Origin of the sequence: Streptomyces tuirus (assembly GCF_014701095.1) — a bacterium.
GTDB lineage: Bacteria > Actinomycetota > Actinomycetes > Streptomycetales > Streptomycetaceae > Streptomyces > Streptomyces tuirus.
Window position 1 is genome coordinate 5,972,667 of the sequence record NZ_AP023439.1, and the last position, 26,110, is coordinate 5,998,776.

General features: G+C 72.9%; 22 protein-coding genes. 8 read left to right on the plus strand and 14 right to left on the minus strand.

What is annotated here, in order from left to right; translation table 11 throughout:
• Window positions 1-8 precede the first annotated feature (8 nt).
• The 5 genes from IGS69_RS27190 to IGS69_RS27210 all read right to left on the minus strand — a co-directional run bounded on the left by IGS69_RS27190 (window position 9) and on the right by IGS69_RS27210 (window position 6,849).
• A complete protein-coding gene (locus tag IGS69_RS27190; protein ID WP_190903110.1) occupies window positions 9-2,138 on the minus strand; it encodes a 3-hydroxyacyl-CoA dehydrogenase NAD-binding domain-containing protein in 2,130 nt (709 codons plus the stop codon).
• Entirely contained in the window at window positions 2,135-3,352 is a 1,218-nt protein-coding gene (locus IGS69_RS27195; protein WP_030838745.1) for a thiolase family protein, read from the minus strand. Before IGS69_RS27195 ends, IGS69_RS27190 begins: the two co-directional genes overlap by 4 nt.
• Before the next feature lie 314 nt (window positions 3,353-3,666).
• Window positions 3,667-4,956 carry a ribonuclease D gene (locus IGS69_RS27200; protein ID WP_190903111.1) on the minus strand — a complete coding sequence of 430 codons (1,290 nt, stop codon included), beginning with the start codon at window positions 4,954-4,956 and terminating at the stop codon, window positions 3,667-3,669.
• 186 nt (window positions 4,957-5,142) lie between these two features.
• Window positions 5,143-5,805 carry a response regulator transcription factor gene (locus IGS69_RS27205; RefSeq protein WP_003993737.1) on the minus strand — a complete coding sequence of 221 codons (663 nt, stop codon included), beginning with the start codon at window positions 5,803-5,805 and terminating at the stop codon, window positions 5,143-5,145.
• A gap of 369 nt (window positions 5,806-6,174) precedes the next feature.
• Entirely contained in the window at window positions 6,175-6,849 is a 675-nt protein-coding gene (locus tag IGS69_RS27210; protein ID WP_190903112.1) for a DUF3000 domain-containing protein, read from the minus strand.
• A 101-nt stretch (window positions 6,850-6,950) separates the two neighbouring features.
• Here IGS69_RS27210 and hemE point away from each other — a divergent pair, with 101 nt between their 5' ends.
• Entirely contained in the window at window positions 6,951-8,018 is a 1,068-nt protein-coding gene (gene hemE / locus IGS69_RS27215) for a uroporphyrinogen decarboxylase (protein WP_190903113.1), read from the plus strand.
• A gap of 115 nt (window positions 8,019-8,133) precedes the next feature.
• Window positions 8,134-8,466, plus strand: a complete 333-nt coding sequence (locus IGS69_RS27220) for a hypothetical protein (RefSeq protein ID WP_031109274.1) — start codon at window positions 8,134-8,136, stop codon at window positions 8,464-8,466.
• A 123-nt stretch (window positions 8,467-8,589) separates the two neighbouring features.
• Here the strand turns inward: IGS69_RS27220 and IGS69_RS27225 are convergent, their stop codons facing one another.
• On the minus strand, window positions 8,590-9,978 hold the full coding sequence (locus IGS69_RS27225) for an FAD-dependent oxidoreductase (protein WP_190903114.1): 1,389 nt from the start codon (window positions 9,976-9,978) through the stop codon (window positions 8,590-8,592).
• Window positions 9,979-10,005: 27 nt separating this feature from the next.
• Window positions 10,006-10,986, minus strand: a complete 981-nt coding sequence (locus IGS69_RS27230) for a DUF4349 domain-containing protein (RefSeq protein ID WP_190903115.1) — start codon at window positions 10,984-10,986, stop codon at window positions 10,006-10,008.
• A gap of 157 nt (window positions 10,987-11,143) precedes the next feature.
• Between IGS69_RS27230 and hemG the strand changes: the two genes are divergently transcribed.
• Window positions 11,144-12,589, plus strand: coding sequence for a protoporphyrinogen oxidase (gene hemG, locus IGS69_RS27235; RefSeq protein WP_190903116.1), 1,446 nt, complete (start codon window positions 11,144-11,146; stop codon window positions 12,587-12,589).
• A gap of 5 nt (window positions 12,590-12,594) precedes the next feature.
• Window positions 12,595-13,338 carry a hydrogen peroxide-dependent heme synthase gene (hemQ, locus tag IGS69_RS27240; protein ID WP_190903117.1) on the plus strand — a complete coding sequence of 248 codons (744 nt, stop codon included), beginning with the start codon at window positions 12,595-12,597 and terminating at the stop codon, window positions 13,336-13,338.
• Here the strand turns inward: hemQ and IGS69_RS27245 are convergent, their stop codons facing one another.
• Together IGS69_RS27245 and IGS69_RS27250 are read right to left on the minus strand one after the other, a co-directional pair.
• The gene (locus tag IGS69_RS27245; RefSeq protein ID WP_190903118.1) at window positions 13,339-14,997 is read right to left on the minus strand and encodes an alpha/beta hydrolase; all 1,659 of its coding nucleotides are present in this window, start codon (window positions 14,995-14,997) and stop codon (window positions 13,339-13,341) included. It abuts the gene before it with no gap.
• A gap of 113 nt (window positions 14,998-15,110) precedes the next feature.
• Window positions 15,111-15,881 carry a TIGR04222 domain-containing membrane protein gene (locus IGS69_RS27250; RefSeq protein ID WP_190903119.1) on the minus strand — a complete coding sequence of 257 codons (771 nt, stop codon included), beginning with the start codon at window positions 15,879-15,881 and terminating at the stop codon, window positions 15,111-15,113.
• Between the two features lie 283 nt (window positions 15,882-16,164).
• Here IGS69_RS27250 and IGS69_RS27255 point away from each other — a divergent pair, with 283 nt between their 5' ends.
• From IGS69_RS27255 to IGS69_RS27265, 3 genes are read left to right on the plus strand one after another with little or no spacing between them, the layout of a single operon-like run.
• The gene (locus IGS69_RS27255; RefSeq protein WP_190903120.1) at window positions 16,165-17,634 is read left to right on the plus strand and encodes an aldehyde dehydrogenase family protein; all 1,470 of its coding nucleotides are present in this window, start codon (window positions 16,165-16,167) and stop codon (window positions 17,632-17,634) included.
• A 51-nt stretch (window positions 17,635-17,685) separates the two neighbouring features.
• The gene (locus IGS69_RS27260) at window positions 17,686-19,242 is read left to right on the plus strand and encodes a GMC family oxidoreductase (protein ID WP_190903121.1); all 1,557 of its coding nucleotides are present in this window, start codon (window positions 17,686-17,688) and stop codon (window positions 19,240-19,242) included.
• On the plus strand, window positions 19,239-20,741 hold the full coding sequence (locus IGS69_RS27265) for an APC family permease (protein ID WP_190903122.1): 1,503 nt from the start codon (window positions 19,239-19,241) through the stop codon (window positions 20,739-20,741). The genes IGS69_RS27260 and IGS69_RS27265 overlap by 4 nt, the downstream gene beginning before the upstream one ends.
• Before the next feature lie 36 nt (window positions 20,742-20,777).
• Here IGS69_RS27265 and IGS69_RS27270 read toward each other — a convergent pair whose 3' ends face one another.
• Window positions 20,778-22,241, minus strand: coding sequence for a DUF692 domain-containing protein (locus tag IGS69_RS27270; protein WP_190903123.1), 1,464 nt, complete (start codon window positions 22,239-22,241; stop codon window positions 20,778-20,780).
• 182 nt (window positions 22,242-22,423) lie between these two features.
• Between IGS69_RS27270 and IGS69_RS27275 the strand changes: the two genes are divergently transcribed.
• Window positions 22,424-22,996: a potassium channel family protein gene (locus IGS69_RS27275; RefSeq protein ID WP_190903124.1), complete on the plus strand. Its 573-nt coding sequence runs from the start codon at window positions 22,424-22,426 to the stop codon at window positions 22,994-22,996.
• Between the two features lie 15 nt (window positions 22,997-23,011).
• On the opposite strand, the gene IGS69_RS27280 is transcribed toward IGS69_RS27275, so the two are convergent.
• The 4 genes from IGS69_RS27280 to IGS69_RS27295 all read right to left on the minus strand — a co-directional run bounded on the left by IGS69_RS27280 (window position 23,012) and on the right by IGS69_RS27295 (window position 26,098).
• Window positions 23,012-23,470 carry a DUF7144 family membrane protein gene (locus IGS69_RS27280; protein WP_190903125.1) on the minus strand — a complete coding sequence of 153 codons (459 nt, stop codon included), beginning with the start codon at window positions 23,468-23,470 and terminating at the stop codon, window positions 23,012-23,014.
• 69 nt (window positions 23,471-23,539) lie between these two features.
• Window positions 23,540-24,301 (minus strand): peptidyl-tRNA hydrolase, encoded by a 762-nt coding sequence (locus IGS69_RS27285; protein ID WP_190903126.1) that lies wholly within the window; start codon window positions 24,299-24,301, stop codon window positions 23,540-23,542.
• Between the two features lie 71 nt (window positions 24,302-24,372).
• Window positions 24,373-24,552 (minus strand): hypothetical protein, encoded by a 180-nt coding sequence (locus IGS69_RS27290; RefSeq protein WP_190903127.1) that lies wholly within the window; start codon window positions 24,550-24,552, stop codon window positions 24,373-24,375.
• Window positions 24,553-24,580: 28 nt separating this feature from the next.
• Complete coding sequence (locus IGS69_RS27295) at window positions 24,581-26,098, minus strand: FAD-dependent oxidoreductase (protein WP_190903128.1); 1,518 nt, start codon at window positions 26,096-26,098, stop codon at window positions 24,581-24,583.
• Between the last annotated feature and the right edge of the window lie 12 nt (window positions 26,099-26,110).

Below are 26,110 nucleotides of genomic sequence, written 5' to 3' on the forward strand. Positions count from 1 at the left end.
TTTACGCGTTACGCCGGGACGCTCGCGACGCCCTGTGCCAGGAACCTCTTGCCGTTCACGCGCTCGGAGACACCCTCGCGGTCCAGGTACGGCGTGATGCCGCCCAGGTGGAAGGGCCAGCCGGCGCCCGTGATGAGGCACAGGTCGATGTCCTGCGCCTCGGCGACGACGCCCTCGTCGAGCATGAGGCCGATCTCCTGCGCCACCGCGTCGAGCACGCGGTCGCGGACCTGCTCCTCCGTCAGGACGGTGTCGCCCTGCTTCAGCAGCGCGGCGACCTCGGGGTCCAGCTCCGGCTTGCCGGAGTCGTAGACGTAGAAGCCGCGCTTGCCCGCCTTGACGACGGCCGCGAGGTTCGGGGAGACCGTGAAGCGGTCCGGGAACGCCCGGTTGAGGGTCTCCGAGACGTGCAGACCGATCGCCGGGCCGACCAGCTCCAGCAGCACCAGCGGCGACATCGGCAGACCGAGCGGCTCGACGGCCTTCTCGGCGACCTCGACCGGGGTGCCCTCGTCGATGACGTTCTGGATCTCGCCCATGAAGCGGGTCAGGATGCGGTTCACGACGAACGCCGGGGCGTCCTTGGTGAGGACCGCGGTCTTCTTCAGCTTCTTGGCGACGGCGAACGCCGTGGCCAGCGACGCGTCGTCGGTCTTCTCGCCGCGCACGATCTCCAGCAGCGGGAGCACCGCGACCGGGTTGAAGAAGTGGAAGCCCACGACCCGCTCGGGGTTCTTCAGCTTCGACGCCATCTCGGAGACCGACAGCGAGGAGGTGTTGGTGGCGAAGACGGCGTGCGCGGGGGCGACCGCCTCGACCTCCGCGAACACCTGCTGCTTGACGCCGATCTCCTCGAACACGGCCTCGATGATGAAGTCCGCGTCCGCGAAGCCCTCGGCCTTGTCCAGCACACCGGACACCAGCGCCTTGAGGCGGTTGGCCTTGTCCTGGTTGACACGGCCCTTGCCGAGCAGCTTGTCGATCTCGGCGTGGACGTAGCCCACACCCTTGTCGACGCGCTCCTGGTCGATGTCGGTCAGCACGACCGGCACCTCCAGGCGGCGCAGGAACAGCAGCGCGAGCTGGCTGGCCATCAGACCGGCGCCGACGACACCGACCTTGGTGACCGGGCGGGCCAGGCTCTTGTCCGGGGCGCCGGCCGGGCGCTTGCCGCGCTTCTGCACGAGGTTGAAGGCATAGATGCCGGAGCGCAGTTCGCCGCCCATGATGAGGTCGGCGAGGGCCTTGTCCTCGGCGTCGTAGCCCTGCTGGAGGTCGCCGTTCTTGGCGGCGGCGATGATGTCCAGGGCGCGGTAGGCGGCCGGGGCGGCGCCGTGCACCTTGGAGTCCGCGATGAAGCGGCCCTTGGCGACGGCCTGGTCCCAGGCCTCGCCGCGGTCGATGACCGGGCGCTCGATCTCCAGCTCGCCCTTGAGGACGGCCGCGGTCCAGATCAGCGACTGCTCCAGGAAGTCCGCGCCCTCGAAGATCGCGTCGGCGATCCCGAGCTCGAAGACCTGCTTGCCCTTGAGCTGCTTGTTCTGGTTGAGGCTGTTCTCGATGATCACCGAGACGGCCTTCTCGGGGCCGATCAGGTTCGGCAGCAGGGCGCAGCCGCCCCAGCCCGGGACCAGACCGAGGAAGACCTCGGGCAGCGAGAACGCCGGCAGGGCCGCGGAGACGGTGCGGTAGGTGCAGTGCAGACCGACCTCGACACCGCCGCCCATCGCGGCGCCGTTGTAGTACGCGAAGGTCGGCACGGCCAGCTTGGACAGCCGCTTGAAGACCTCGTGGCCGCCCTTGCCGATGGCGAGGGCGTGCTCGTACTCCTTGAGGATCTCCACGCCCTTGAGGTCGGCGCCGACCGCGAAGATGAACGGCTTGCCGGTGAGGCCGACGCCGACGATCTCGCCGTCCGCCGCCTCCTTCTCGACCTGGTCGATCGCGGCGTTCAGGTTCGCCAGCGAGGCCGGGCCGAAGGTGGTCGGCTTGGTGTGGTCGTGGCCGTTGTCCAGGGTGATCAGGGCGAAGCGCCCGGCACCGAGGGGGAGGTCGAAGTGGCGTACGTGCGCACTCGTGACGACCTCGTCCGGGAACAGCTCGGAAGCCTGCTTGAGAAGCTCGGCGGTGGTGCTCACTTGTCCCCCTCGAAGTGCGGGTTCTCCCAGATGACCGTCGCGCCCATGCCGAAGCCGACGCACATGGTGGTCAGGCCGTAGCGGACGTGCGGCTGCTCCTCGAACTGGCGGGCCAGCTGCGTCATCAGACGGACGCCGGAGGAGGCGAGCGGGTGGCCGAAGGCGATGGCGCCGCCGTACTGGTTGACGCGCTCGTCGTCGTCGGCGATGCCGTAGTGGTCCAGGAAGGCCAGGACCTGGACGGCGAAGGCCTCGTTGATCTCGAACAGGCCGATGTCGGAGATCGACAGACCCGCCTGGGCCAGCGCCTTCTCCGTCGCCGGGATCGGGCCGTAGCCCATGACCTCCGGCTCCACACCCGCGAAGGAGTAGGAAACCAGGCGCATCTTCACGGGGAGGTCGTGCTCCCGCGCGAAGTCCTCGGAGGCGATGAGGGAGGCGGTGGCGCCGTCGTTGAGACCGGCCGCGTTGCCCGCGGTGACCCGGCCGTGCACACGGAACGGGGTCTTCAGGCCGGAGAGGTTCTCCAGGGTCGTGCCCGGGCGCATCGGCTCGTCGGCGGTGACCAGGCCCCAGCCCGTCTCACCGGCCTCCGGGGAGGTGCGGCGGACCGAGACCGGCACCAGGTCGGCCTGGATCTTGCCGTTGGCGTACGCCTTGGCGGCCTTCTCCTGGGAGCGCACGGCGTACTCGTCGGCGCGCTGCTTGGTGATCTGCGGGTAGCGGTCGTGGAGGTTCTCCGCGGTCATGCCCATGAACAGGGCCGACTCGTCGACCAGCTTCTCGGAGACGAACCGCGGGTTCGGGTCCACGCCCTCGCCCATGGGGTGACGGCCCATGTGCTCGACACCGCCCGCGATGGCGATGTCGTAGGCGCCGAAGGCGACGGAACCGGCGACCGAGGTGACGGCGGTCAGGGCGCCGGCGCACATGCGGTCGATCGAGTAGCCGGGGACCGACTGGGGGAGACCGGCCAGGATCCCGGCCGTGCGGCCGATGGTCAGGCCCTGGTCACCGATCTGCGTGGTCGCGGCGATGGCGACCTCGTCGATCTTCTTCGGGTCGAGTCCGGGGTTGCGGCGCAGCAGCTCCCGGATCGCCTTCACGACGAGGTCGTCGGCACGGGTCTCGTGGTAGATGCCCTTCGGGCCCGCCTTGCCGAACGGGGTGCGGACGCCGTCGACGAAGACGACGTCCCTGACGGTACGAGGCACGATGGCTCTCCTCCAGGGTCAGGATCTGCATTGCTGCTGCGATGCGCTGAGCGCGCGCTCAGGCCCATGCTACTTATGAGTAACGTAGCTGCACACCCCTGGCAGGCGGAGCGGTGAAGGTCACACCCCGTGAGGCAGCGCCCCGCGTTTCAGGGGCGCGGGACCCTGTCGATATGCGGCTCCGCCGCCTGGGTGCGAGCAACCCGATACGGCCCGCACCTGTAAGGGCCCTGCCGAGGCGGCGCCTGCGCGCGGCGACGTCCTTGATGGTGACGCGTCCACCGAAGATCTTGGCGTGATCTCGACGGCGGCGGTCAGGCCTCCTTCGCGGCCAGCGCCTTCACCAGCACCGGTGTCACCTGCTCGACCTGCCACTGACGCGCGCCATGACCGGCCAGCGCGGCCGCCACGGACTCGGCGTCGACAACCGCCGGCGGCTCCCAGCAGACCCGCCGCACCGTGTCGGGCGTGATCAGGTTCTCCTGGGGCATGTTGAGCTGCTCGGCCAGCGCCGACACCCCGGCCCGGGCCGCGGACAGCCGGGCCGCGGCCGCGGGGTCCTTGTCGGCCCAGGCGCGCGGCGGCGGAGGCCCGGTCACCGGCTGCCCGGGCTGCGGCAGCTGGGCCTCGCTCAGCCCCTTCGCCCGGTCCACCGCCGCCTGCCACTGCTCCAGCTGGCGCTTGCCCACGCGGTGGCCGAAACCGTTCAGTGCGGCCAGCGCGTGCACATTGGCCGGAAGCGCCAGCGCGGCCTCCACGATGGCTGCGTCCCCCAGCACCTTGCCCGGCGACACGTCCCGGCGCTGCGCGATCCGGTCCCGGGCCTGCCACAGCTCCCGTACGACGGCCAGCTGCCGCCGCCGGCGCACCTTGTGCATGCCGGACGTACGGCGCCACGGGTCCTTGCGGGGCTCGGGCGGCGGAGCCGAGGCGATCGCGTCGAACTCCTGGCGGGCCCAGTCCAGCTTGCCCTGCCGGTCCAGCTCCTTCTCCAGCGCGTCGCGCAGGTCGACGAGCAGCTCGACGTCCAGCGCCGCGTAGCGCAGCCAGGGCTCGGGCAGCGGCCGGGTCGACCAGTCGACGGCGGAGTGCCCCTTCTCCAGGACGAAGCCCAGCACGCTCTCGACCATCGCGCCGAGGCCGACCCGGGGGAAGCCGGCGAGCCGCCCGGCCAGCTCCGTGTCGAACAGCCGCGTCGGCACCATTCCTATCTCGCGCAGGCACGGCAGGTCCTGGGTGGCGGCGTGCAGCACCCACTCGACGCCGGACAGGGCATCGCCGAGGGCGGACAGGTCGGGGCAGGCCACGGGGTCGATGAGGGCCGTTCCGGCGCCCTCGCGGCGCAGCTGTACGAGGTAGGCGCGCTGCCCGTAGCGGTAGCCGGACGCGCGCTCGGCGTCGACGGCGACGGGCCCGGACCCGGCCTCGAAGGCGGCGATCACCCGGGCCAGGGCGGTCTCGTCCGCGATGACGGGCGGAATGCCCTCACGCGGCTCCAGCAGGGGGATCGGCGCCTCCGTAGCAGAAGATCCGCCGTCGTCCGGAGGGGCGCCTCCGGTGGTTCGCAGTGAGCTGTCTGCTGCGGTGTCGTGGGCGTCGGTCACCTGTCAAGAGTATCCATGTATGGACAGCGCCCGCCGACGGAACGTTCCGTCGACGGGCGCCCGAGGGTCGCAAACCAGTCATGTCGGGGAAGCGGCGGGTTCACGAACCGTGAGTGACGTGAACGGGGCCGACGGCCGGCCCCGTTCACGTGAATGAATGATCACGACGGGTCACGGCGGACCGGGTCAGTGGATGATCCCGGTCCGCAGCGCCACCGCGACCATGCCGGCGCGGTCGCCCGTGCCGAGCTTGCGGGCGATGCGGGCGAGGTGGCTCTTGACGGTCAGGGCGGACAGGCCCATCGAGACGCCGATCGCCTTGTTCGACTGGCCTTCCGCGACCAGCCGCAGCACCTCGACCTCGCGGCCGGACAGTTCGCGGTAGCCGCCCGGGTGGCTCGGGGCACCCGGGGGGCGGCGGTGCAGTCGCGCGGCGGCGGCGCCGATGGGGGCGGCGCCCGGCCGGGTGGGGAGCCCGACGTTGGTGCGCGTGCCGGTGACGACGTAGCCCTTCACTCCGCCGGCGAGTGCGTTGCGCACGGCGCCGATGTCGTCGGCGGCGGAGAGGGCGAGCCCGTTGGGCCAGCCCGCGGCGCGGGTCTCCGACAGCAGGGTGAGGCCGGAGCCGTCCGGCAGGTGGACGTCGGCGACACAGATGTCGCGGGGGTTGCCGATGCGGGGACGAGCCTCCGCGATGGACGAGGCCTCGATGACGTCGCGCACACCGAGCGCCCACAGGTGGCGGGTGACGGTGGAGCGGACGCGCGGGTCGGCCACGACCACCATGGCGGTCGGCTTGTTCGGGCGGTAGGCGACCAGGCTTGCGGGCTGCTCGAGGAGAACGGACACCAGGCCTCCTGGGGTGCGGGACGGGGCCGGCTCGTGGGGGTGAAGCCGGGACGAACCGTGCTTTCAAGGTCACAGTCGTCTTCGGCACCGAACCCGTCCGCCTTTAGAGAATGATCACGATTCGGTGATAACAATCCGTGCAATTCGGACACGCGGTCGATCATTCGAAGGCCGGACGGTTTCGGTCTGCGTCGGTACGCGGTCGAAAGTGGCCGTATCGACAAAGTGATTCGGCCAAGAGGGGTACGCAGGTGTGATCGTCGACCGGACATGGTTGACCGCCCCGCACAAGGTCGATCAGTGCGGGGCGGTCGGGGGTCGTTCAGAGGTGGTTCAGAGGTCGTTCAAGGGGGCGATCAGGGGGGCCGGTCAGCGGGACTGCGGTCCTCGCCGCTGGGGGAGGGTCACGACGGACGCGTCCCCGGGGACGGCCGGGGGCAGCCCCGCGATCTGGGCCAGCAGATCGCACCAGGCCGCGAGATGCGCGGCCGTGTCCGGAGCTCCGCCCAGGCCCTCGCGCGGCGTCCACGACGCACGGATCTCGATCTGCGAGGCGGCCGGACGCGCGGACAGCCCGCCGAAGTAGTGGGAGCTCGCGCGCGTGACCGTGCCGCTCGGCTCCCCGTACGTCAGCCCGCGCGCCTGGAGCGCACCGGTCAGCCATGACCAGCACACCTCCGGCAGCAGCGGGTCCGCCGCCATCTCCGGCTCCAGCTCGGCGCGCACCAGCGTCACCAGCCGGAAGGTGCCCCGCCAGGCGTCGTGCCCGGCCGGGTCGTGCAGCAGCACCAGCCGGCCGTCGGCCAGGTCCTGGTCGCCGTCGACGACCGCGGCCTCCAGCGCGTAGCTGTGAGGAGCGAGCCGCCTCGGTGGGGGCGTCGGCTCGACCTCGATCTGGGGCCGCAGCCGCGCCGCCTTGAGCGCGTCGACAGCGGCCCGGAAGGGCGGCGGCGCGGAGTCCGCCTCCCGCCGGTCGTTCTCGGTGTCCTTCGCTTCGTCCATTCCGCCAGCGCCGTCCGACAGTCGTCCCTGAGCCGCAGCCATGCGGGAAGATTACGGGGACCGGAGCCCGGGTGCCGGGCTAGACACCCCGCGCCTGCCCAGGGGCTGAATAGTGCCGTCCGACGGCGTGCGAAACTTGGCCCGTGAGTGCCAACGACGCCCCCCGGGTCCAGCAGCCGTCCGCCCCGCACGACTCCGCCTTCCTCAAGGCCTGCCGGCGCGAGCCCGTGCCGCACACGCCGGTGTGGTTCATGCGGCAGGCCGGGCGCTCACTGCCGGAGTACCGCAAGGTGCGCGAGGGCATCCCGATGCTCGAGTCCTGCATGCGTCCGGAACTGGTCACCGAGATCACACTCCAGCCGGTGCGCCGGCACGGCGTGGACGCGGCGATCTACTTCAGCGACATCGTCGTCCCCCTCAAGGCCATCGGCATCGACCTCGACATCAAGCCCGGCGTCGGCCCGGTCGTCGAGCGCCCGATCCGCACCCGCGAGGACCTCGCGCGGCTGCGCGACCTCACCCCCGAGGACGTCTCCTACGTCACCGAGGCCATCGGCCTGCTCACCCGTGAGCTCGGCGCCACGCCCCTGATCGGCTTCGCCGGCGCGCCCTTCACTCTCGCCAGCTATCTGGTCGAGGGCGGCCCGTCCCGCACGTACGAGAACGCCAAGGCCATGATGTACGGCGACCCCGAGCTGTGGGCCGACCTGCTCGACCGCCTCGCGGAGATCACCGCCGCGTTCCTGAAGGTGCAGATCGAGGCGGGCGCCTCGGCGGTCCAGCTGTTCGACTCCTGGGCCGGTGCGCTGGCCCCCGCCGACTACCGGCGCTCGGTGCTGCCCGCGTCGGCGAAGGTCTTCGAGGCCGTGGCCGGTTACGGCGTGCCGCGCATCCACTTCGGTGTCGGCACCGGCGAGCTGCTGGGTCTCATGGGCGAGGCCGGCGCGGACGTCGTCGGCGTCGACTGGCGCGTCCCGATGGACGAGGCCGCCCGCCGGGTCGGACCGGGCAAGGCGCTCCAGGGCAACCTCGACCCGACCGTGCTGTTCGCCTCGACGGAGGCCGTCGAGGCCAAGACCCTCGAGGTCCTGGACTCGGCGAAGGACCTCGAAGGCCACATCTTCAACCTCGGCCACGGCGTCATGCCGTCGACGGACCCGGACGCGCTGACGCGGCTCGTGGAGCACGTGCACACGCGGACCGCGCGCTGACGCGAACGCCCGATCGGCCGGTTCGCTGAACGCGGCCGCACGCTCCTGCGTATGTCTCGGCAACCGCCCGCGGCGCGGGGAAGGCGGGTCGCGGGGCCGACGTGAGGAACAGGCGATGAACGACCGAGTTACTCCCGCCATGCACGCACTGCCCGACGGCGAGGCGGAGTTGACGCTGGTGGTGCGGCTGCCCTGGGAGGACGTGGCCCGCCTGGGCCAGGACGCGGGGCGGCTGGCCACGCAGTTGCGGCGGCCCGTGACGCTGGAGGAGGCGGTGAGCCACCGGTTGCGGTCGACCCGGGTGGCCTCGCACGCGAAGCCGGCGGGGGAGCAGCCGCCGGCGGTGACGGCCGCGCCGGCGTCGGTGTCGTCCTTGCCGTCCAGGCCGCCGGCGGAGCAGGCGCGGCAGGCGATCGACCGGATCAACGGTACGGCGGGGACGGCGTAGCCGTTTCGCCGTAGGGCGTGGGTGCGTCGGCGGGTGCGGGCGGGTTGCGGTTTTTCGCGCCCACGCGGCGGAGCCGCATAGTGATACAGCCCCGCGCCCCTTCGGGCGCGATCCCGCCCCGCCTCACAGCGAACCGTGCACCTTCACCGTCGCCTTGCGGGCCGCCACCAGGACCGGGTCCCAGACCGGGGAGAACGGTGGGGCGTAGCCGAGGTCCAGGGCCGTCATCTGTTCCACGGTCATGCCCGCCGTGAGGGCGACCGCCGCGATGTCGACGCGTTTGCCCGCGCCCTCCCGGCCGACGATCTGGACGCCGAGGAGGCGGCCCGTGCGGTGCTCGGCGAGCATCTTGACCGTCATGGGGGAGGCGTTCGGGTAGTAGCCCGCGCGGCTGGTCGACTCGATGGTGACCGCTTCGAAGCGCAGGCCCACCCGGTGGGCGTCCTTCTCCCGCAGGCCCGTGCGGGCGATCTCCAGGTCGCAGACCTTGCTGACCGCGGTGCCGACCACGCCCGGGAAGGTCGCGTACCCGCCGCCGACGTTGGTGCCGATGACCTGGCCGTGCTTGTTGGCGTGGGTGCCGAGCGGGATGTGCCGCTCCTGGCCCGAGACCAGGTCGAGGACCTCGACGCAGTCGCCGCCGGCCCAGATGTTCTCGTGGCCGCGCACCCGCATCGAGCGGTCCGTGAGGAGACCTCCGTGCGGGCCGAGAGGGAGGCCGGCGGCCTTGGCGAGGGCCGTCTCGGGGCGCACGCCGATGCCGAGCACGACGACGTCCGCCGGGAACTCGCGGTCCTCGGTGACCACCGCCCGCACCGCCCCGTCGTCGCCGGTCAGGACCTTGGTGACCTCGGCGTCGTTCACCATCGTGATGCCCAGGCCCTCCATGGCGTCGTGCACCAGGCGGCCCATGTCGGGGTCGAGGGTCGCCATGGGCTCGCTGCCCCGGTTGACGACCGTCACCTCGTAGCCGCGCTTGATCAGCGCCTCGGCCATCTCCACGCCGATGTAACCGGCCCCGACGACCACCGCGCGGCGGCCCCGCCTGGCCTCCAGCGTGTCGAGGAGGGCCTGCCCGTCGTCCAGCGTCTGCACGCCGTGCACGCCGGCCGCGTCGACCCCGGGCATGTCCGGCCGGATCGGCCGGGCGCCGGTCGCGATCACGAGGTGGTCGTACGACGTCCAGGACTCCTCGCCGGACTCCAGGTCACGCGCGCGGACCCGCTGCCCGTCGGGGTCGAGCTCCGTGACCTCGGTGCGCAGCCGCAGGTCGATGCCCCGGGCACGGTGCTCCTCGGGCGTGCGGGCGATGAGCCGGTCCCGTTCGGTGACGTCGCCGCCGACCCAGTAGGGGATGCCGCACGCCGAGTACGACGTGAAGTGACCCCGTTCGAACGCCACGATCTCCAGCTCGCCGGGGCCCTTCAGACGGCGGGCCTGTGACGCCGCGGACATACCCGCGGCGTCACCGCCGATGACGACCAGTCGCTCCCGTGTACGGCTCATGTCCATGCGAACACGCTACGGGAGCACGGCATTTCAGTCCCGCTTTCCCGGGGCCGGCGGCTGTTCGGCCTCCGGGGCGGGGCGGGCCGCCGGCAGCGGGCCGAGCGCGGTCGCCGCGGGCGCGGGCGCGGGGCGGCGCGGCAGCCGGGGGCGTACGACGCGCAGCCACAGCAGGACGAGCAGCGCGGCCACCGCCGCGAACGGCAGGACCGCGCCGAAGGCGACGGCGAGCCAGCGCAGCATCGTCACGAAGGCGCTCCAGCCGCCCGCGAGCGCGTCCACGAAGCCCGGGTCGTCGTCCCCGGCCTGCTCCTTCACCGGGGTCTCGGACAGCGACAGGGTGATGGTGGCCAGACTGGTGCGGTCCTTCAGGGACTTCTGCCGGGCGAGCAGCGACTCCAGGTCGGCCTGGCGGGTGCTCAGCTCGCCCTCCAGGGTCACCACGTCGCTGAGCTTGGTGGCCCGGTCCATCAGCTCGCGGATCCGGGCCACGCTGGCGCGCTGCGTGGTGATCCGGCTCTCCACGTCCACGACCTGGTCGGTGACGTCCTCGGCCTTCGCGCTGCGGTCGAGGAGCTTGCCGGCGCCCTCCAGTTCGGCGAGGACCTCGTCGTACTTCTCGACGGGCACACGCAGCACGATCCGGGTGCGCTCGTGGCCCTCGGTGTCCCGGGTGGTGGTCTCGTCGCCGACGTAGCCGCCCGCGTTCTCCACGCCGGTGCGGGCCTGGTCCAGGGCCTTCGGGACGTCCTTGACCCGCACGGTCAGGGAGGCCGTGCGGATGATGTGGCTCGCGGTGAGCTTCGGCGGCGCCGTGGCCCTGGCGCCGCTGCCGGTACCGCCGGGGGCGGCCTCGCCCGAGACGCCCTTGTGGTCCGCCCCGCGGTCGGCGGCGGAGTTGCTGCCGCTCGAGGCGTCGTCCCCGGCGCCGCACCCCGTGAGGGCGAGGGCGGCGGCCAGCAGGAGTGCGGCCAGGGCCGGGGCGGGGCGTCGTACGGATCGTCGTGTGCGCATGCGGCATCCCCCGAGGGTCGATTCTGCTGACGCTTCTTCGACGCCCGGACGGCGCCGATCGTTTGGTCCGGGACGGTTCCGATGCGGTCACGGTCGGGACTCGTGGCGGACACCGGGGCGCGGCGGCGCTGTCGGTGGGGTCTGAGAGGCTGGGGGCATGCGCGAAGTTCAAGGGCAGGTCGTCGTCATCGGGGCGGGCATCGCGGGGCTGGCCGCCGCCCACCGGCTGCTGGAGCGCGGGGCGCGGGTGACCGTGCTGGAGGCGTCCGACCGGGTCGGCGGCAAGCTGCTGCCCGGGGAGATCGCGGGCGCCCGTGTGGACCTCGGCGCCGAGTCGATGCTCGCCCGCCGGCCCGAGGCGGTGGCGCTCGCGCGCGAGGTCGGCCTCGCCGACCGCCTCCAGCCCCCCGCGACCGCCACGGCCTCGCTCTGGACCCGCGGCGCCCTGCGCCCCTTCCCCAAGGGGCATGTGATGGGCGTGCCCGGCACCGCGTCCGCCCTGGCCGGTGTGGTGTCCGAGGAGGGCCTCGCCCGCATCGAGCGGGACGCCGAGCTGCCCCGCACCGAGGTCGGCGACGACGTGGCGGTGGGGGAGTACGTGGCGCGGCGCCTCGGGCGCGAGGTCGTCGACCGCCTGCTGGAGCCCATGCTGGGCGGGGTGTACGCGGGCGACGCGTACCGCATCTCCATGCGTTCGGCCGTCCCCCAGCTCTTCCAGGTGGCCCGGACCCACACCTCCCTGACGGAAGGCGTCCGCGACCTCCAGGCCAAGGCGGCCGCCGCCCGGCAGACCGGCCCGGTGTTCATGGGCATCCGGGGAGGCATCGGCACCCTGCCCCTCGCGGTGGCCGACTCGGTCCGGGCACGCGGGGGCGAGATCCTCACCCGCACGCCGGTGACGGAGCTGCGCCGCACACCCGACGGCGGCTGGCAGGTCGGCTCCGGCGAGCGCGCGTGGCGCGCGGACGCCGTGGTCGTCGCCGCCCCCGCCCCGGTCGCCGCCCGGCTGCTGCGTGCCGAGACCCCCGGGGCCGCCGCCGAGCTCGACGCCGTCGAGTACGCCTCCATGGCCCTGGTCACCCTCGCCTACCGCCGCTCCGAGACGGCCCTGCCCGACGGCAGCGGCTTCCTCGTGCCGCCGGTCGACGGACGCACCATCAAGGCGTCCACGTTCGCCTCGCAGAAATGGGGCTGGATCGCCGACGAGAACCCGGACCTGGCCGTCGTGCGCACCTCCGTCGGACGGTACGGCGAGACGGAGATCCTCCAGCGCGACGACAGCGAGCTGGTCGAGGTCTCCCGGCACGACCTGAAGGCGGCGACCGGCCTGGACGCCACGCCCGTCGCGACCCGCGTCACCCGCTGGGACGGCGGCCTGCCCCAGTACCCCGTCGGCCACCACGCGCGCGTGGCCCGCATCCGCGAGCACATCGCCCGGCTCCCCGGCCTCGCCGTCTGCGGCGCCCCGTACGACGGCGTCGGCATCCCGGCCTGCATCGCCAGTGCCTACGCGGCCGTGGACCAGGTCCACGGCGACACGAGCGGTGTGGAGCAGCTCACCGCCCACCCGGTGCAGAGCCTGCACGGCGGAGCGGGAGAATGAGAAGCATGAGTGACGACGCCTCCACCACGGCCTCCAGCGCCGCGCCCGACCGCATCGCGAACAAGGGCAAGCTGGCCAAGGACCTCAACGAGGTCATCCGCTACACGCTCTGGTCCGTCTTCAAGCTGAAGGACGTCCTCCCCGAGGACCGCGCCGGGTACGCCGACGAGGTCCAGGAGCTGTTCGACCAGCTCGCCGCCAAGGACGTGACCGTCCGCGGCACCTACGACGTCTCGGGCCTGCGCGCCGACGCCGACCTCATGATCTGGTGGCACGCGGAGACCAGCGACGCGCTGCAGGAGGCGTACAACCTCTTCCGCCGGACGAAGCTGGGCCGCGCCCTGGAGCCCGTCTGGTCGAACATGGCGCTGCACCGCCCCGCCGAGTTCAACCGCTCGCACATCCCGGCGTTCCTCGCCGACGAGACGCCCCGCAACTATGTGAGCGTCTACCCCTTCGTGCGGTCCTACGACTGGTACCTGCTGCCCGACGAGGACCGCCGCCGCATGCTCGCCGACCACGGCAAGATGGCCCGCGGCTACCCGGACGTGCGCGCCAACACCGTCGCCTCGTTCTCCCTCGGCGACTACGAGTGGATCCTCGCCTTCGAGGCCGACGAGCTGTACCGCATCGTCGACCTCATGCGCCACCTGCGCGCCTCGGAGGCCCGTAGGCACGTCCGCGAGGAGGTGCCGTTCTACACCGGCCGCCGCAAGGACATCGCCGAGCTGGTCGCCTCGCTGGCCTGATCAGCGGATGGGTCGCACGGCCCCGGCCCGGTCCGGGGCCGTCGGCTTCGGTTCCGCGTGCGGGGCCGTCGGCTTCGGTTCCGCGTGCGGGGCCGTCGGCTTGGGTTCCGCGTGCGGGGCGCACTGCGCGCCGCGTCCCGGGAGCCGGCCCTCCAGCAGATACGCCTCCATGTGCCCGTTGACGCAGGCGTTCGGCCCGCCCGCCAGCCCGTGGGCGCCCGCGTCCCGCTCCGTCACCAGCACCGAGCCCGCCAGGCGGTCGTGGAGTTCGAGGGCGCCGTCGTACGGCGTCGCGGCGTCCCGCTCGGCGGCCAGGATCAGGACCGGCGGCAGCTCGCCCGGCCCGGCGCCGACGTCGATCGGCCGCTGCCGGGGCGCCCGCCAGTACGCGCACGGCAGATTCGTCCACACGTTGTCCCAGGTCTCGAAGGGCGCCACCCGCGCGAGCCGGGTGTTGTCCCGGTCCCACACCCTCCAGTCGGTGGGCCAGGGCGCGTCGTTGCACTCGACGGCCACGTAGACCGCGCGGGAGTTCTCCGCCTCGACGGCCGCCTCCGGGTGCTGCTCCATCTGCTCGATCAGGGGCTGGGCATCACCCTTGAGGTACGCCGACAGCGCGTGCGCGCGGTGCGGCCACTGGTCGTCGTAGTAGCCGGCCTGCAGGAACGCCGCGTGCAACTGCCCCGGTCCGACCTTCCCGCCCGCGGGCTCGGCGGCCAGTCTTGCGCTCGCCCGTTCGTAACTGCGCAGCACCTCCCGCTCCGTCGCGCCCAGCCCGTACACGCCGTCGTGCCGGGCGATCCACTCCCGCACGTCCCGCCAGCGGTCCTCGAACGCCGCCGACTGGGCGAGGTTGTTGCGGTACCAGATCCGCCCGGGGCCGGGGTGGACCACCGAGTCGAACACCATCCGCCGTACGTGCGCGGGGAACAGCGTCGCGTACAGGGCACCGAAGTAGGTGCCGTAGGACGAGCCCATGAAGGTCAGCCGCTCCTCGCCGAGTGCGGCGCGCAGCACGTCGAGGTCGCGGGCGTTGTTCAGCGAGTGGTAGTGCCGCAGCGCGTCGCCGTTGCGCTCGGCGCAGCCCCGCGCGTACGCCTTGGCCTTGGCGATGCGCTCCCTCTTGTACGCCTCCGAGGGGTGGACCGGCGCCTGCGAGGGACCGGTGAGGAACTGCTTCGGGTCCTTGCACGACAGCGGTGCCGAACGGCCGACCCCGCGCGGGGCGTAGCCGACGAGGTCGTACGCGGCGGCGATCCGCTTCCACTCGGGGAGCAGGCCGATGAGCGGGAAGTACAGGCCGGTGGCACCCGGGCCGCCCGGGTTGTGGACGAGGGCGCCCTGCCGGAGGACCTTCCGCTCGCCGCCGCCCGGGTCCTTCCGGGTGGCCCGGGCCCTGCTGACGGAGAGTGCGATCTGCCGGCCGTCCGGGCGGGCGTAGTCCAGCGGGACGCTCACCGTGCCGCACTGCATGCTGCCCGGCAGGTCCTGCGCGTCGGGGCACGGGCCGAAGTCGACACCGGCCGCCTTCGCGCGCGCGGCGGCCACGGCGGTGCCGCGCCGCTCGGCCGCGCCCGTCCGGTCCTCGGCGTCCGGGGCCCCGGTGAGGGCGCTCAGCAGCAAGGACCCGGCGGCCGAGTAGAGGAGGGCGGCTCTCATGCGTATCCCTTCGGTGCACGGTGGCGACGAAAGGGATGTTTCGTTCGGGCGGAGGGGAAGGCAAGCACCGTCGACCGGTGTCGGGCCGCATGCCCCCGCGCGCCCCCGGTCGGTCAGTCGTGCGGCTCGCGGTGCGCGAACGCGGCGCGCAGGTCCGGTTCGCCGATCGCGCGCACGCCCCGTACGGCGACCGAGGTGAGGTACGTACGGTCGTCGGCGGCGCCGTCCGCGGTGCGGGTCAGCGCGCCGAGCAGCCGCTGGCCGGCCGGAGAGGCCCAGCGCGAGTAGGGGTGGATCTCGACCCGGGCGACCACCAGGCAGCTCAGCGTCAGGGCGAGCGGCAGCGCGAACCACAGGGCGACCAGGTGCCGGGGCATGTCCGGCGGAAGCGGCGTCAGCAGCGCGGCCACGCCCAGCCCGAGGACACCGACGGCCGCGACGCGCACCTGCCGCACGGCCGCGGCGACCGTCGTGCGGGCACTGTCGGGCACCGCGAGCCCCGCGCGCACCAGCCCCTCGGCGATCCCGCGCACCGGGTCCGCCGCGGCGGCCGTGGCCCGCACCGGCGCGATACGGCACTGCCCGTCGGGACCGATGGCCCCTATCACCGACCGCTCCATCTCGTCCCGCCCGCGCGGGTCGACGACCGTCGCCCAGCCGGTGTGGGCCAGGAGCAGCCGGCGCTGGCGGGCCATGGCGACCAGGGTCACGTCGGCGACCCGCCGAGGGCCGCCCGAGAGGAACGCGGCCTCGTACAGCGTGAGTTCACGCCCCCGGCCGGTGTCCGCGTCCACCGCCGCCGCCCGCACGGCGGCCAGACACAGGCGCGTGCACGCCGTGCCGGCCACGGCCCAGGCCGCCAGCAGGAAAAGAACCCAGAGCATATGTTGTTTGTATGTGACACGGTCCCGAAAGCACCATGCCTCGTTCACAATCCGGACGGAGTGTTGTCGGTATGTGACGTTCCGTTTCAGTCCGGTGGCGGGCTGTAGGCGGGCGGCGGGAGCGTGTGATCCGGTGCGGGCCGGGCGACTAGCCCACCTGGGTCCTCTGGGCCGCCCGGACGCCGTCGCGGCGGTGTGCCCCGTGGCCGCCGCCCGCCCGATGGGCCATGTTGCTGACCGTCGAGCCGATCGGGCTCCGGCCGGACGCGAAGGAGGCCCAGCGGTGGGTGAGCTGTACATCGACGGCGAGTGGACACAGGCCGCGTCCGGAGGCCGGCGCGAGGTGATCAACCCCTACGACGCCTCGGTCGTCACCACCGTCGACGAGGCCGACGCCACCGACGTCGACCGCGCCGTGCGCGCCGCCCGGCGCGCCTTCGCCGAGGAGGACTGGGCGGGCGCCCCCACCCGCCGCCGCGCCGACCTGCTGATGCGTGTCCACGACCTGCTGCTGCGCGACCGCGAGGACATCGCCCGCACCGAGACGCTCGACACCGGCAAGACGCTCACCGAAGCCCGGATCGACGTGGAGGACGTGGCGAACGCCTTCCGCTACTACGCCGAACTCGCGGGCAAGGACGGCGGCCGGGTCGTCGACGTCAACCCGGACGTCCTCAGCCGCGTCGTCTACCAGCCGGTCGGCGTGTGCGCGCTCATCGCCCCGTGGAACTACCCGCTGCTCCAGGCCTCCTGGAAGGTCGCCCCGGCGCTGGCCGCCGGCAACACCTTCGTCCTCAAGCCCAGCGAGACCACCCCGCTCACCACCATCATCATGATCCGGCTCATCGAGGAGGCCGGCGCCCCGCCCGGCGTCGCCAACCTCGTGCTCGGCTCCGGGGCGACCGTGGGCGCGGCCCTGACCCGCCACCCCGACGTCGACCTGGTCTCCTTCACCGGCGGCCTGAACACCGGCCGGGCCATCATGGCCGCCGCCGCCGACGAGGGACCGCGGAACATCGCCCTGGAACTGGGCGGCAAGAACCCCAACATCGTCTTCGCCGACGCCGACTTCGACGCCGCCGTCGACTACGCGCTGGACGCCGCCTTCCTGCACTCCGGGCAGGTCTGCTCGGCCGGTTCACGCCTGCTCGTCGAGGACTCCCTGCACGACCGGTTCGTCGAGGCCTACGCCGAGCGCGCCCGGGCGATCCGGCTCGGCAACGGCCTGGACGAAGGCACCGAGAGCGGCCCGCTCAGCTCCGCCGAGCACCGCGAGAAGGTCGAGGGCTACATCGCCATCGCCAAGGAGGAGGGCGCCCGGCTCGTCACCGGAGGCACCCGCCCCGACGACCCCGCCCTCAGCAACGGCTTCTTCCTGCTGCCGACGATCTTCGCCGACTGCGACCGGTCCATGCGCATCGTCCAGGAGGAGGTCTTCGGCCCGGTCGTCACCGTCGAACGCTTCCGCACCGAGGACGAGGCGGTGGAACTCGGCAACGACACCCGCTACGGCCTCGCCGGCGGCGTGTGGACCTCCGACGCGAGCCGCGCCCAGCGCGTCGCCCAGCGGCTGAGGCACGGCACCGTGTGGATCAACGACTTCCACCCCTACGTACCGCAGGCCGAGTGGGGCGGCTTCGGCCGCTCCGGCGTCGGACGCGAGCTCGGCCCCACGGGGCTGCGCGAGTACCAGGAGGCCAAGCACATCTACCAGAACCTCGCCCCCGCCCCTTCCGGCTGGTTCAAGGGCTGACACCCGCGCCCCGTCCGCCCGTTCACGACGGCCACCGAAGAAAGGCACCGCATGGCCACCATCCCCGCGCACGGCGCCGAGTCCGCCTACGACTACGTCATCGTCGGCGGCGGCACCGCCGGCTGTGTGCTCGCCGCCCGGCTGAGCGAGGACCCCGACTGCCGCGTCTGCGTCATCGAGGGCGGCCCCAGCGATGTCGGCGACGAGCGCATCCTGCGCCTGCGCAACTGGATCAACCTGCTCGGCTCGGAGTTCGACTACGGCTACACCACCGTCGAGCAGCCGCGCGGCAACTCGCACATCCTGCACTCCCGGGCCCGGGTGCTCGGCGGCTGCTCCTCGCACAACACCCTGATCAGCTTCCTGCCGCTGCCGCAGGACCTCGACGACTGGGTGAGCCACGGCTGCTCCGGCTGGGACCCGGCGACGATCCTGCCCTACCGCGACCGGCTGCTCACCCGGATCGTGCCCGTGGCCGAGGCCGACCGCAATCCCATCGCCAAGGACTTCGTCACCGCCGCCTCCCGCGCCCTCGGCGTCCCCGTCATCGAGGACTTCAACGCCGAACCCTTCGCCGAGGGCACCGGGTTCTTCTCGCTGGCCTACGAGCCGGAGGGCAACCTGCGCCAGTCCGCGTCCGTCGCCTACCTCCACCCGGTGCTCGACCGGCCCAACCTCACGCTGAAGCTGGAGACCTGGGCCCACCGGCTGATCCCCGACGCGTCGGGCCGGCTGACCCGGGTCGCCGTCCGGGGCGCCGACGGCGAACCCGCCACCGTGCGTGCCGAGCGCGAACTCCTGCTGTGCGCGGGCGCCATCGACACCCCGCGCCTGCTGCTGCTCTCCGGCATCGGCCCGGCCGACGACCTGCGCGCCCTGGGCATCGCCGTACGGGCCGACCTGCCCGGTGTCGGGGAGAACCTGCTGGACCACCCCGAGTCCGTGATCGTCTGGGAGACCGCGGGGCCGCTGCCGCCCAACTCCGCGATGGACTCCGACGCCGGTCTGTTCCTGCGCCGCGACAAGAGCCAGCCGCGCCCCGACCTGATGTTCCACTTCTACCAGGTGCCGTTCACCGTCAACACCGAACGCCTGGGCTACCCCGTACCGCAGCACGGGGTGTGCATGACCCCGAACGTCCCGCGGGCCCGCTCCACCGGCCGCATGTGGCTGCGCAGCAACAACCCCGCCGAGCATCCCGCCCTGGACTTCCGGTACTTCACCGATCCCGAGGGGTACGACGAGCGCACCATCGTGGACGGCCTCAAGGTCGCCCGCGAGGTCGCCGGGGCCGGCCCGCTGCGCGACTGGCTCGTCCGCGAGGTCGCACCCGGCCCGGACGTCGTCTCCGACGCCGACCTGTCGGAGTACGGCCGCCGCGCGGCCCACACCGTCTACCACCCGGCCGGCACCTGCCGGATGGGCGCGGCGGACGACCCGGCGGCCGTCTGCGACCCCGAGCTGAGACTGCGGGGCTTCGAGGGCGTGCGGATCGTCGACGCGTCGGTGTTCCCGACGATGCCCACCATCAACCCGATGGTGACCGTGCTGCTCGCCGCCGAACGCGCCGCCGACCTGATCAAGGCGGAACGAGGGGCACACCGATGACCGGGACACAGCCTCCCGCACCGGCGTCCGGCGCCCCCTCCGGGGAGCCGGGCTCGGAGTTCCGCAAGGACATGAGCCCTTGGGCCAACTTCGCCCTCGGCTTCACCTACCTCTCCCCGGTGGTGGGCACCTACACCCTCTTCGGCGTCGCGATCGCCGACGGCGGACCGCCCATGATCTGGGCGTTCCTGATCGCCGGCTGCGGCCAGTTCCTCGTCGCGCTGATCTTCGGCGAGATCGTCGCCCAGTACCCGATCGCGGGCGGCGTCTACCCCTGGGCCCGGCGGCTGTGGGGCAAGCGCTGGGCGTGGATGACCGGCTGGGTGTACATGTGGGCACTGCTGGTGACCATCACCTCCGTCGCCTACGGCGCCGGCCCCTACATCGCCATCCTCTTCGGCTTCAGAGCCACCGTGCACACCACCGTGCTGTGCACCGCCGTGCTCATCGTCGTCGCCATCCTCATCAACTACATGGGCACCAAGGCACTGTCGACGGCGGCGCTCATCGGTTTCGCCGGCGAGCTCATCGGCGCCCTCGTCGTCGGCGTCTACCTGCTGGCCACCCACCGTCACCACGGACTCGGCGTCGTCTTCGACACCTACAACGTCGAGGGAGACGGCTCCTACCTGCCGGCGTTCCTCGCAGCCGCCATCATCGGCCTCTACCAGTACTACGGCTTCGAGGCGTGCGGCGACACCGCCGAGGAGGTCGCCCACCCGGGCCGGGTCATCCCCCGCGCGATGCGCCGCACCATCTACATCGGCGGCGCGGCGGCCACGTTCACCTGCATGTCGCTGCTGCTGTCCGTCACGGACTTCAACGCGATCATCTCCGGCGAGCAGACCGACCCGGTGGTGGACGTGCTGTACGACGCCATGGGCGAGACCGGGGCGCGGATGGTGATGGCCGTGGTGCTGATCTCCTTCCTGTCCTGCACGATCAGCCTCCAGGCCGCGGCCGGGCGGCTCATCTACTCCTACGCCCGTGACGAGATGATCGTCGGGCACCGGCTGCTGCGGCGATTCATCCACTCCCGCGCGGTGCCGAGCTGGGCGCTGTTCGTGTCCGCGGCGGTGCCGCTGGCCATCGCCTTCGCCTCACTGCTCTCCGAGGACGCCCTCACCAACATCGTCTCGTTCGCGATCCTCGGCATCTACGGCTCGTTCCAGATGGTGGTCCTCGCCGCGCTGCGCGCCCGGCTCAAGGGCTGGCGTCCGGCAGGGGAGTTCACCCTGGGCCGCTGGGGACTCACGGTGAACATCGCGGCGCTGGTCTACGGCATCGCCGCCATCATCAACATCTGCTGGCCCCGCTCCCCGGAGAAGTCCTGGTGGGAGAACTGGATCGTCCTGCTGTGCGGCGGTGTAGTGCTGGGGACGGGCCTGCTCTACATGTTCACCACGCACCACTACGGCCGTGGCAACGCCCCCGCGGGCGACGCCGTGCCGGACAAGGCCGGTGCGACGTCCGGAGGAACTCCTCCCGGACAGGGATGACACGAGAGGTGCGGGGCAACGGCCGGCCCCTCACCCTCAACGCCGTGACAGCACCCGGCGCGTGGCGCGGGCGAGCCGGTGAACGCGCCGCCCGGAACGCGGCGCCGGGCCCGACCGCTCCAGCCACCACTCCCGCAGCTCCCGCCGCGCCCGCGTGTCCCCGGGGCGCCCGGTGGACAGCAGGTGCTCGGCGAAGGTGAGGGCGTCGCGCCGGTAGCCGTCGGTCATCGGGTGGTTCTGGGCGTAGCCGAGGAACGCCGTGCGGTACTCGCCCCCGAGGATCACCGGCAGTTCGGGCGCGACCTTCGCCACGACGTCCGCCCGCTTGGCCGCGAGCGCCCGCGCCTGCACGCCGACCCGCGCCCCGTCGAACCCCTCGGGCACCGGCGTCCCCGCGACCAGCGCCGACAGCAGCGCGGCCTGCGCCAGTGCGAGCCGCTGCCGGGCCTCGTCGACGCCCTCGGGGCAGGGCCGGCCGAAGGCGCCCCGTGTCGCCCCGGCCGCCCCGGTCTCTTCATCCCGCCGTGCCGCTCCGGCCCCGGCCGGTGCCTCGCCGCGGGCACGCCGGGCCGCCTCGCGCCGCGCGAGGGCGGCAGCGCCGAGCAGTTCACCGTCGCCGCGGGTCCCCTCCCGCCGTCCGGCGGCCGAGCGGAGTTCCGTCTTCACGCGTTCGACGGCGCCGGCCTCCAGGGCCCGGCGGATCGCGGCCAGCTCGCTCTCCAGCTCCCCGGGCTCCGGGAAGTTCTCGTCCCGTTCCAGGAGGACACCCGGGGGCGTGACGCGGGAGGCGAGGTCCGTGAGGATGTCCAGGACCGGCCGGGGGACCGGGTGGGCGTGGCTGTCGTGCCAGACGCCGTCGCGTTCGACACCGCCCGCGACATGGACGTAGGCGATGGCCTCCAGCGGGAGTTCCGCGAGGGCCTTGGCCGGGTCCTCGCCGCGGTTGACGTGGTTGGTGTGCAGGTTGGCGACGTCGATGAGGAGGCGGACGCCCGTGCGGTCGGCGAGGTCGTAGAGGAACTGGCCCTCCGTCATCTCCTCGCCGGGCCAGCAGACCAGAGCGGCGATGTTCTCGACGGCCAGCGGCACCGGCAGCGCCTCCTGCGCGATCCGTACGTTCTCGCACAGGACGTCCAGGGCGTCCCGGGTCCGCGGGACGGGCAGCAGATGGCCCGCCTCCAGGTGCGGGGACGCCGTCAGCGGCCCACCCGCCCGTACGAACGCGATGTGCTCGGTGACCAGCGGGGAGCCCAGCGCCTCGGCGCGCTCGGCCAGCGCGGTCAGCCGTCCCGCGTCGGGCCGGTCCGCGCCCCCGAGGCCGAGCGAGACGCCGTGCGGCACCACGGTGACGCCGCGCTCGCGCAGCCGCCGCAGCGAGTCGGGCAGGTGCCCGGGGCAGACGTTCTCGGCCACCGCCTCGACCCAGTCGATCCCCGGCATCCGCTCCACGGCGTCCGCGATCTCCGGCCGCCACCCGATGCCCGTCCCCAGTCGCTCCATCGTCCCCTCCTCCACCCGGCCCGCTCCTCGAACGTGACGGGGGTATGGCCCAGCCGCCGGCCCCCGAACCGCGCCCCGCCCTCCTTCAGAGCAACATTTGAGGTTCGCCTGTCCCGCTCCCCGCCCCCACCGACGGACGCACAACGGTCGCGTCCCGCCCCGGTACGACGTAGACCGGACCCATGCCCGAAGGCAGCGAGCAGCCCCGCCACCCCGCGCGGACGCGGGAACCGGAATCGGGGCCGGCCGGTGTGCGCCGGCTGCGGATCGGGGCCGGAACCCTGCTCGTGGCGGCCGGCACCGCCTACTTCCTGCTGCCGCTGGAAGGGCTCGGCGCCGACCGGCCGTGGCTCGGCTGGCCGCTGTTCGTGATCTGCCTGGCGCTCGTCGCCGCGCTGCTGCTGCGCCAGGTGCGCGACGTCGTGCTGGAGAGGCCGCAGGCCCGCTCGGGCATCATGATCTCGCTGCTGATGTGCCTGGCCGTGCTGGTGTTCTCGTCCGGCTACTACGCACTCTCCCGGCAGCCGGGCCAGTTCACCGGCCTGCACACCCGGGTCGACGCCCTGTACTTCACCGTGGTCACACTCGCGACCGTCGGCTACGGCGACATCACCCCGCGCGGGCAGGAGGCCCGGCTGGTGACCGTCACTCAGGTCGTGTACACGTTCGTCTTCCTCACCGCGGCGGCCACCGCGCTGACCCGCCGTCTGCACAGCGTGGTCGCCCAGCGCGACCGGCGCCCGCCACCGTCCTGACTGGCCGGGGCGGTTCTACACCGGGCGGGAGGAGCGGTAGTTGAACACCGACCACAGGACGAACAGGCCGGTCACGATCATGATGATCGACCAGAACGGCTGGTACGGCAGCCAGAGGAAGTTCGCGATCAGCGCCAGGCCGACCACGACCGCGCTCACGGCCCGGGCCCAGTCGGCTCCGGTGAACAGGCCGAGCCCGGCCACCACCACGAGCACGCCGACGATCACATGGATCCAGCCCCACGCGGTCAGGTCGAACTCGAAGGAGTACTGGCCGAAGCTCGTGTACACCTCGTCGCCCGCGATCGCCGCGATGCCCTGGAGCACCGCGAAGAGGCCGTAGACGACCATGAGGACGCCCCCGAGGACGAGACCCCCGGCCGCCCAGTCGCCGGAATCGCCCGCGCCGGAGCCGTCGGGCGTCCGGTCACCGGGGGCGGGCGGGGCTGGGGGAGGGGGCGCGGCGCTGGTCATGGCTGCCTCCGGGGTCGGGTCGGCTGGTAACCCCACTGGAGCACTCGTCCGCGACCGGCGCGCCTGTGGCTACTCCGGACGGGTGGACGCCGCGCGACCGGACCCGTGCGGTTCCCGGCGCAGCGCCGGGTGGTCCGCGACGACCGTGCACGAGCCGGGCGCGATCTCCGTGAACCCCGCGTCGCGGACCAACGGAAGCCCCATGCCGGTCAGTTCGGACCAGCGGGCGGGGTCGGCCGGCCGGACGGCGAGCGGGAACCCCGCGTCGCGCCAGGCGGTCCGCTCCTCGTCGGACAGCTCCCACCAGGCCAGTTGTGCGGCATGCCCGGCCTGGGCCATGGCCTTGCCGGCCGACATGCCGAGGTCGGGGTTCAGCCACAGCACGGGGGCCGCCGGGTCCGCGTCCACGGGCGGCTCCGGGTCGTCGAGGTCGGTGCCGGACACCTGGAGCCTGGCCAGGTCCTTGGGCCAGGCGTCCAGGGGGACGGGCGGGTAGACCCGCACCTCGGCCGACTTGCCGGTGACCGTGATGCCGGGCAGCGCCTGGGCACGCCGCCACTCCGCGCCGCGTGCCCGCCGCACCACCTTGCGGATCCTGGCGTCCTGCCAGTCCCGCATCGCCCCGGCCCACTCGCCCTCGCCGGCCGACCGCTTGTCGGCCAGGATCGTCAGCACGGCCCGGGCGGCCGTCTCCAGCGCGTCCGTGCGCGCCGGCGGTTCCGCCTTCTCGATCCGCACGACCAGCGGCAGCACGAACTGCGGTGCCTCGTCGCGCGCCGAGGGTTCGGACCGGAAGGGACTGTCGCCCACGGGCGTCGGGTCTTCGCTCACGAAACCCAGTGTGCCAGCCGGGAGATCGTGCGGGAGAGCCGCAGGTGACCCCGTGGGCGGCCTCCCGCGGATCACCCCGAACAGGCGGTGCGCTGCGCCTCCTGCCACTCGCAGACGGGGCAGAGCGTGATGCCCTTGTACGACTCGGGGTGCTCCGTCGGCTCCCGGCACAGCACGCAGTCCGCGTACGGCGGCCCGTCCGCCACGGGTGGCCTGGTCGCGTCGATCAGGCAGTAGTCGTCGTCGCTCATATGTCCAGCCTAGGTCCGGGGCGAGCCGTCAGAGGTCCCGCTGTTCCAGGGGTTTGGTCGCCGGGCCCTGGATCACCTTGCCGTCCGTGTCGAAACGGGAGCCGTGGCAGGGGCACTCCCAGGCGCGTTCGGCGGCGTTGAAGTCGACTAGGCAGCCCAGGTGGGTGCAGCGGGCGGAGACGGCGTGCAGGCCACCGTCCTCGTCCCGGTACACCGCGACCCGGTGGCCGTCGGCCCGGACCACGGCGCCCTCGCCGGGCGGCAGGGACTCCACCGGCGGGGCGGGCCGCAGCCGGTCGCCCACGAAGTGCCCGGCGACCTTGGCCTGCGTCTTGAGGAACGTCGGCGCCTCACGCAGCTGGGGCTTGACCCGGCGCGGGTCGTACAGCCCGCTCCACTCGCACTCCTCGCCCGTGATCTGCGCCGTCAGCAGCCGGCCGGCCATGATGCCGCCGGTCATGCCCCAGCCGCCGAAGCCGGTGGCCACGTACGCGTGCCGGGCGCCGTGGTGCAGCGGGCCGACCATCGGCACGGTGTCCGTGGGCTCGGTGTCCTGGGTGGCCCACCGGTGGGTGACCTCCAGGTCCGGGAAGTGGCCGGTGGCCCAGGCGGTGAGGCGTTCGAGACGGGCCCGCGGGTCGGAGGTGCCCGGCGTGAAGTGCTCACCGGTGACGATGAGCAGCCGCCGGTCGCCCTGGTGGGGCGCGGTGCGCACCGAGCGGGTGTCCTCGTCGGGCGTGATGAACATGCCGTCCGGGTCCTGGTCGGCGGGGATCGTCCCGGCGACGACCAGTTCGCGGCGCGTGGACAGGCGGGCGAACAGCAGGGCCCGGTCGAAGATCGGGTAGTGCGTCGCGACGACGACGTCCCGGGCCCGGACGGTCGCCCCGGTCGCGGTCGACAGCCTGCACGGCTCGCCCTCGTCCAAGCCGAGGACGGTCGTGTCCTCGAAGATCCGCCCGCCGCGTTCCACCAGGTCGGCGGCGAGGGCCAGCAGGTACTTGCGCGGATGGAACTGGGCCTGCCCGGTGACCTGGACCGCGCCCGCCACCGGGAAGGGCAGCCCGGTCTCCGTCACGAACGAGGCGGGCAGTCCGGCCTCGGCCGCGGCCTCCGCCTCGGCGCGCAGGTGCGCCACCCGGCCCGGGTCGCGCGCGTAGGTGTAGGCGCTCCTCGTCTCCCACTCGCAGTCGACGCCCAGTTCCTCGGCGATCCTCGCCGCGTGCCCGATCGCCTCGGACTGGGAACGGGCGTAGAGCCGGGCGCCCTCGGGGCCGCGGGTGCGCCGCAGCTTGTCGTAGACGAGCGTGTGCAGCGCGGTGACCTTGGCGGTGGTGTGCCCGGTGACGCCGGCCGCGACTCGCCCGGCCTCCAGCACGGCCACGCTCCGCCCCGCCCGCGTCAGCTCCCACGCCGTGCTCAGGCCGGCGATCCCGGCGCCGATCACGGCGACGTCGACGTCCAGGTCCGTGTCCAGCGCCGGGTGGTGGCCGTCCGGTGCGGTCTCGAGCCAGTACGAGCTGCTGACCTGCTGTTCTTCGCCCATGGCCGGCGAGTA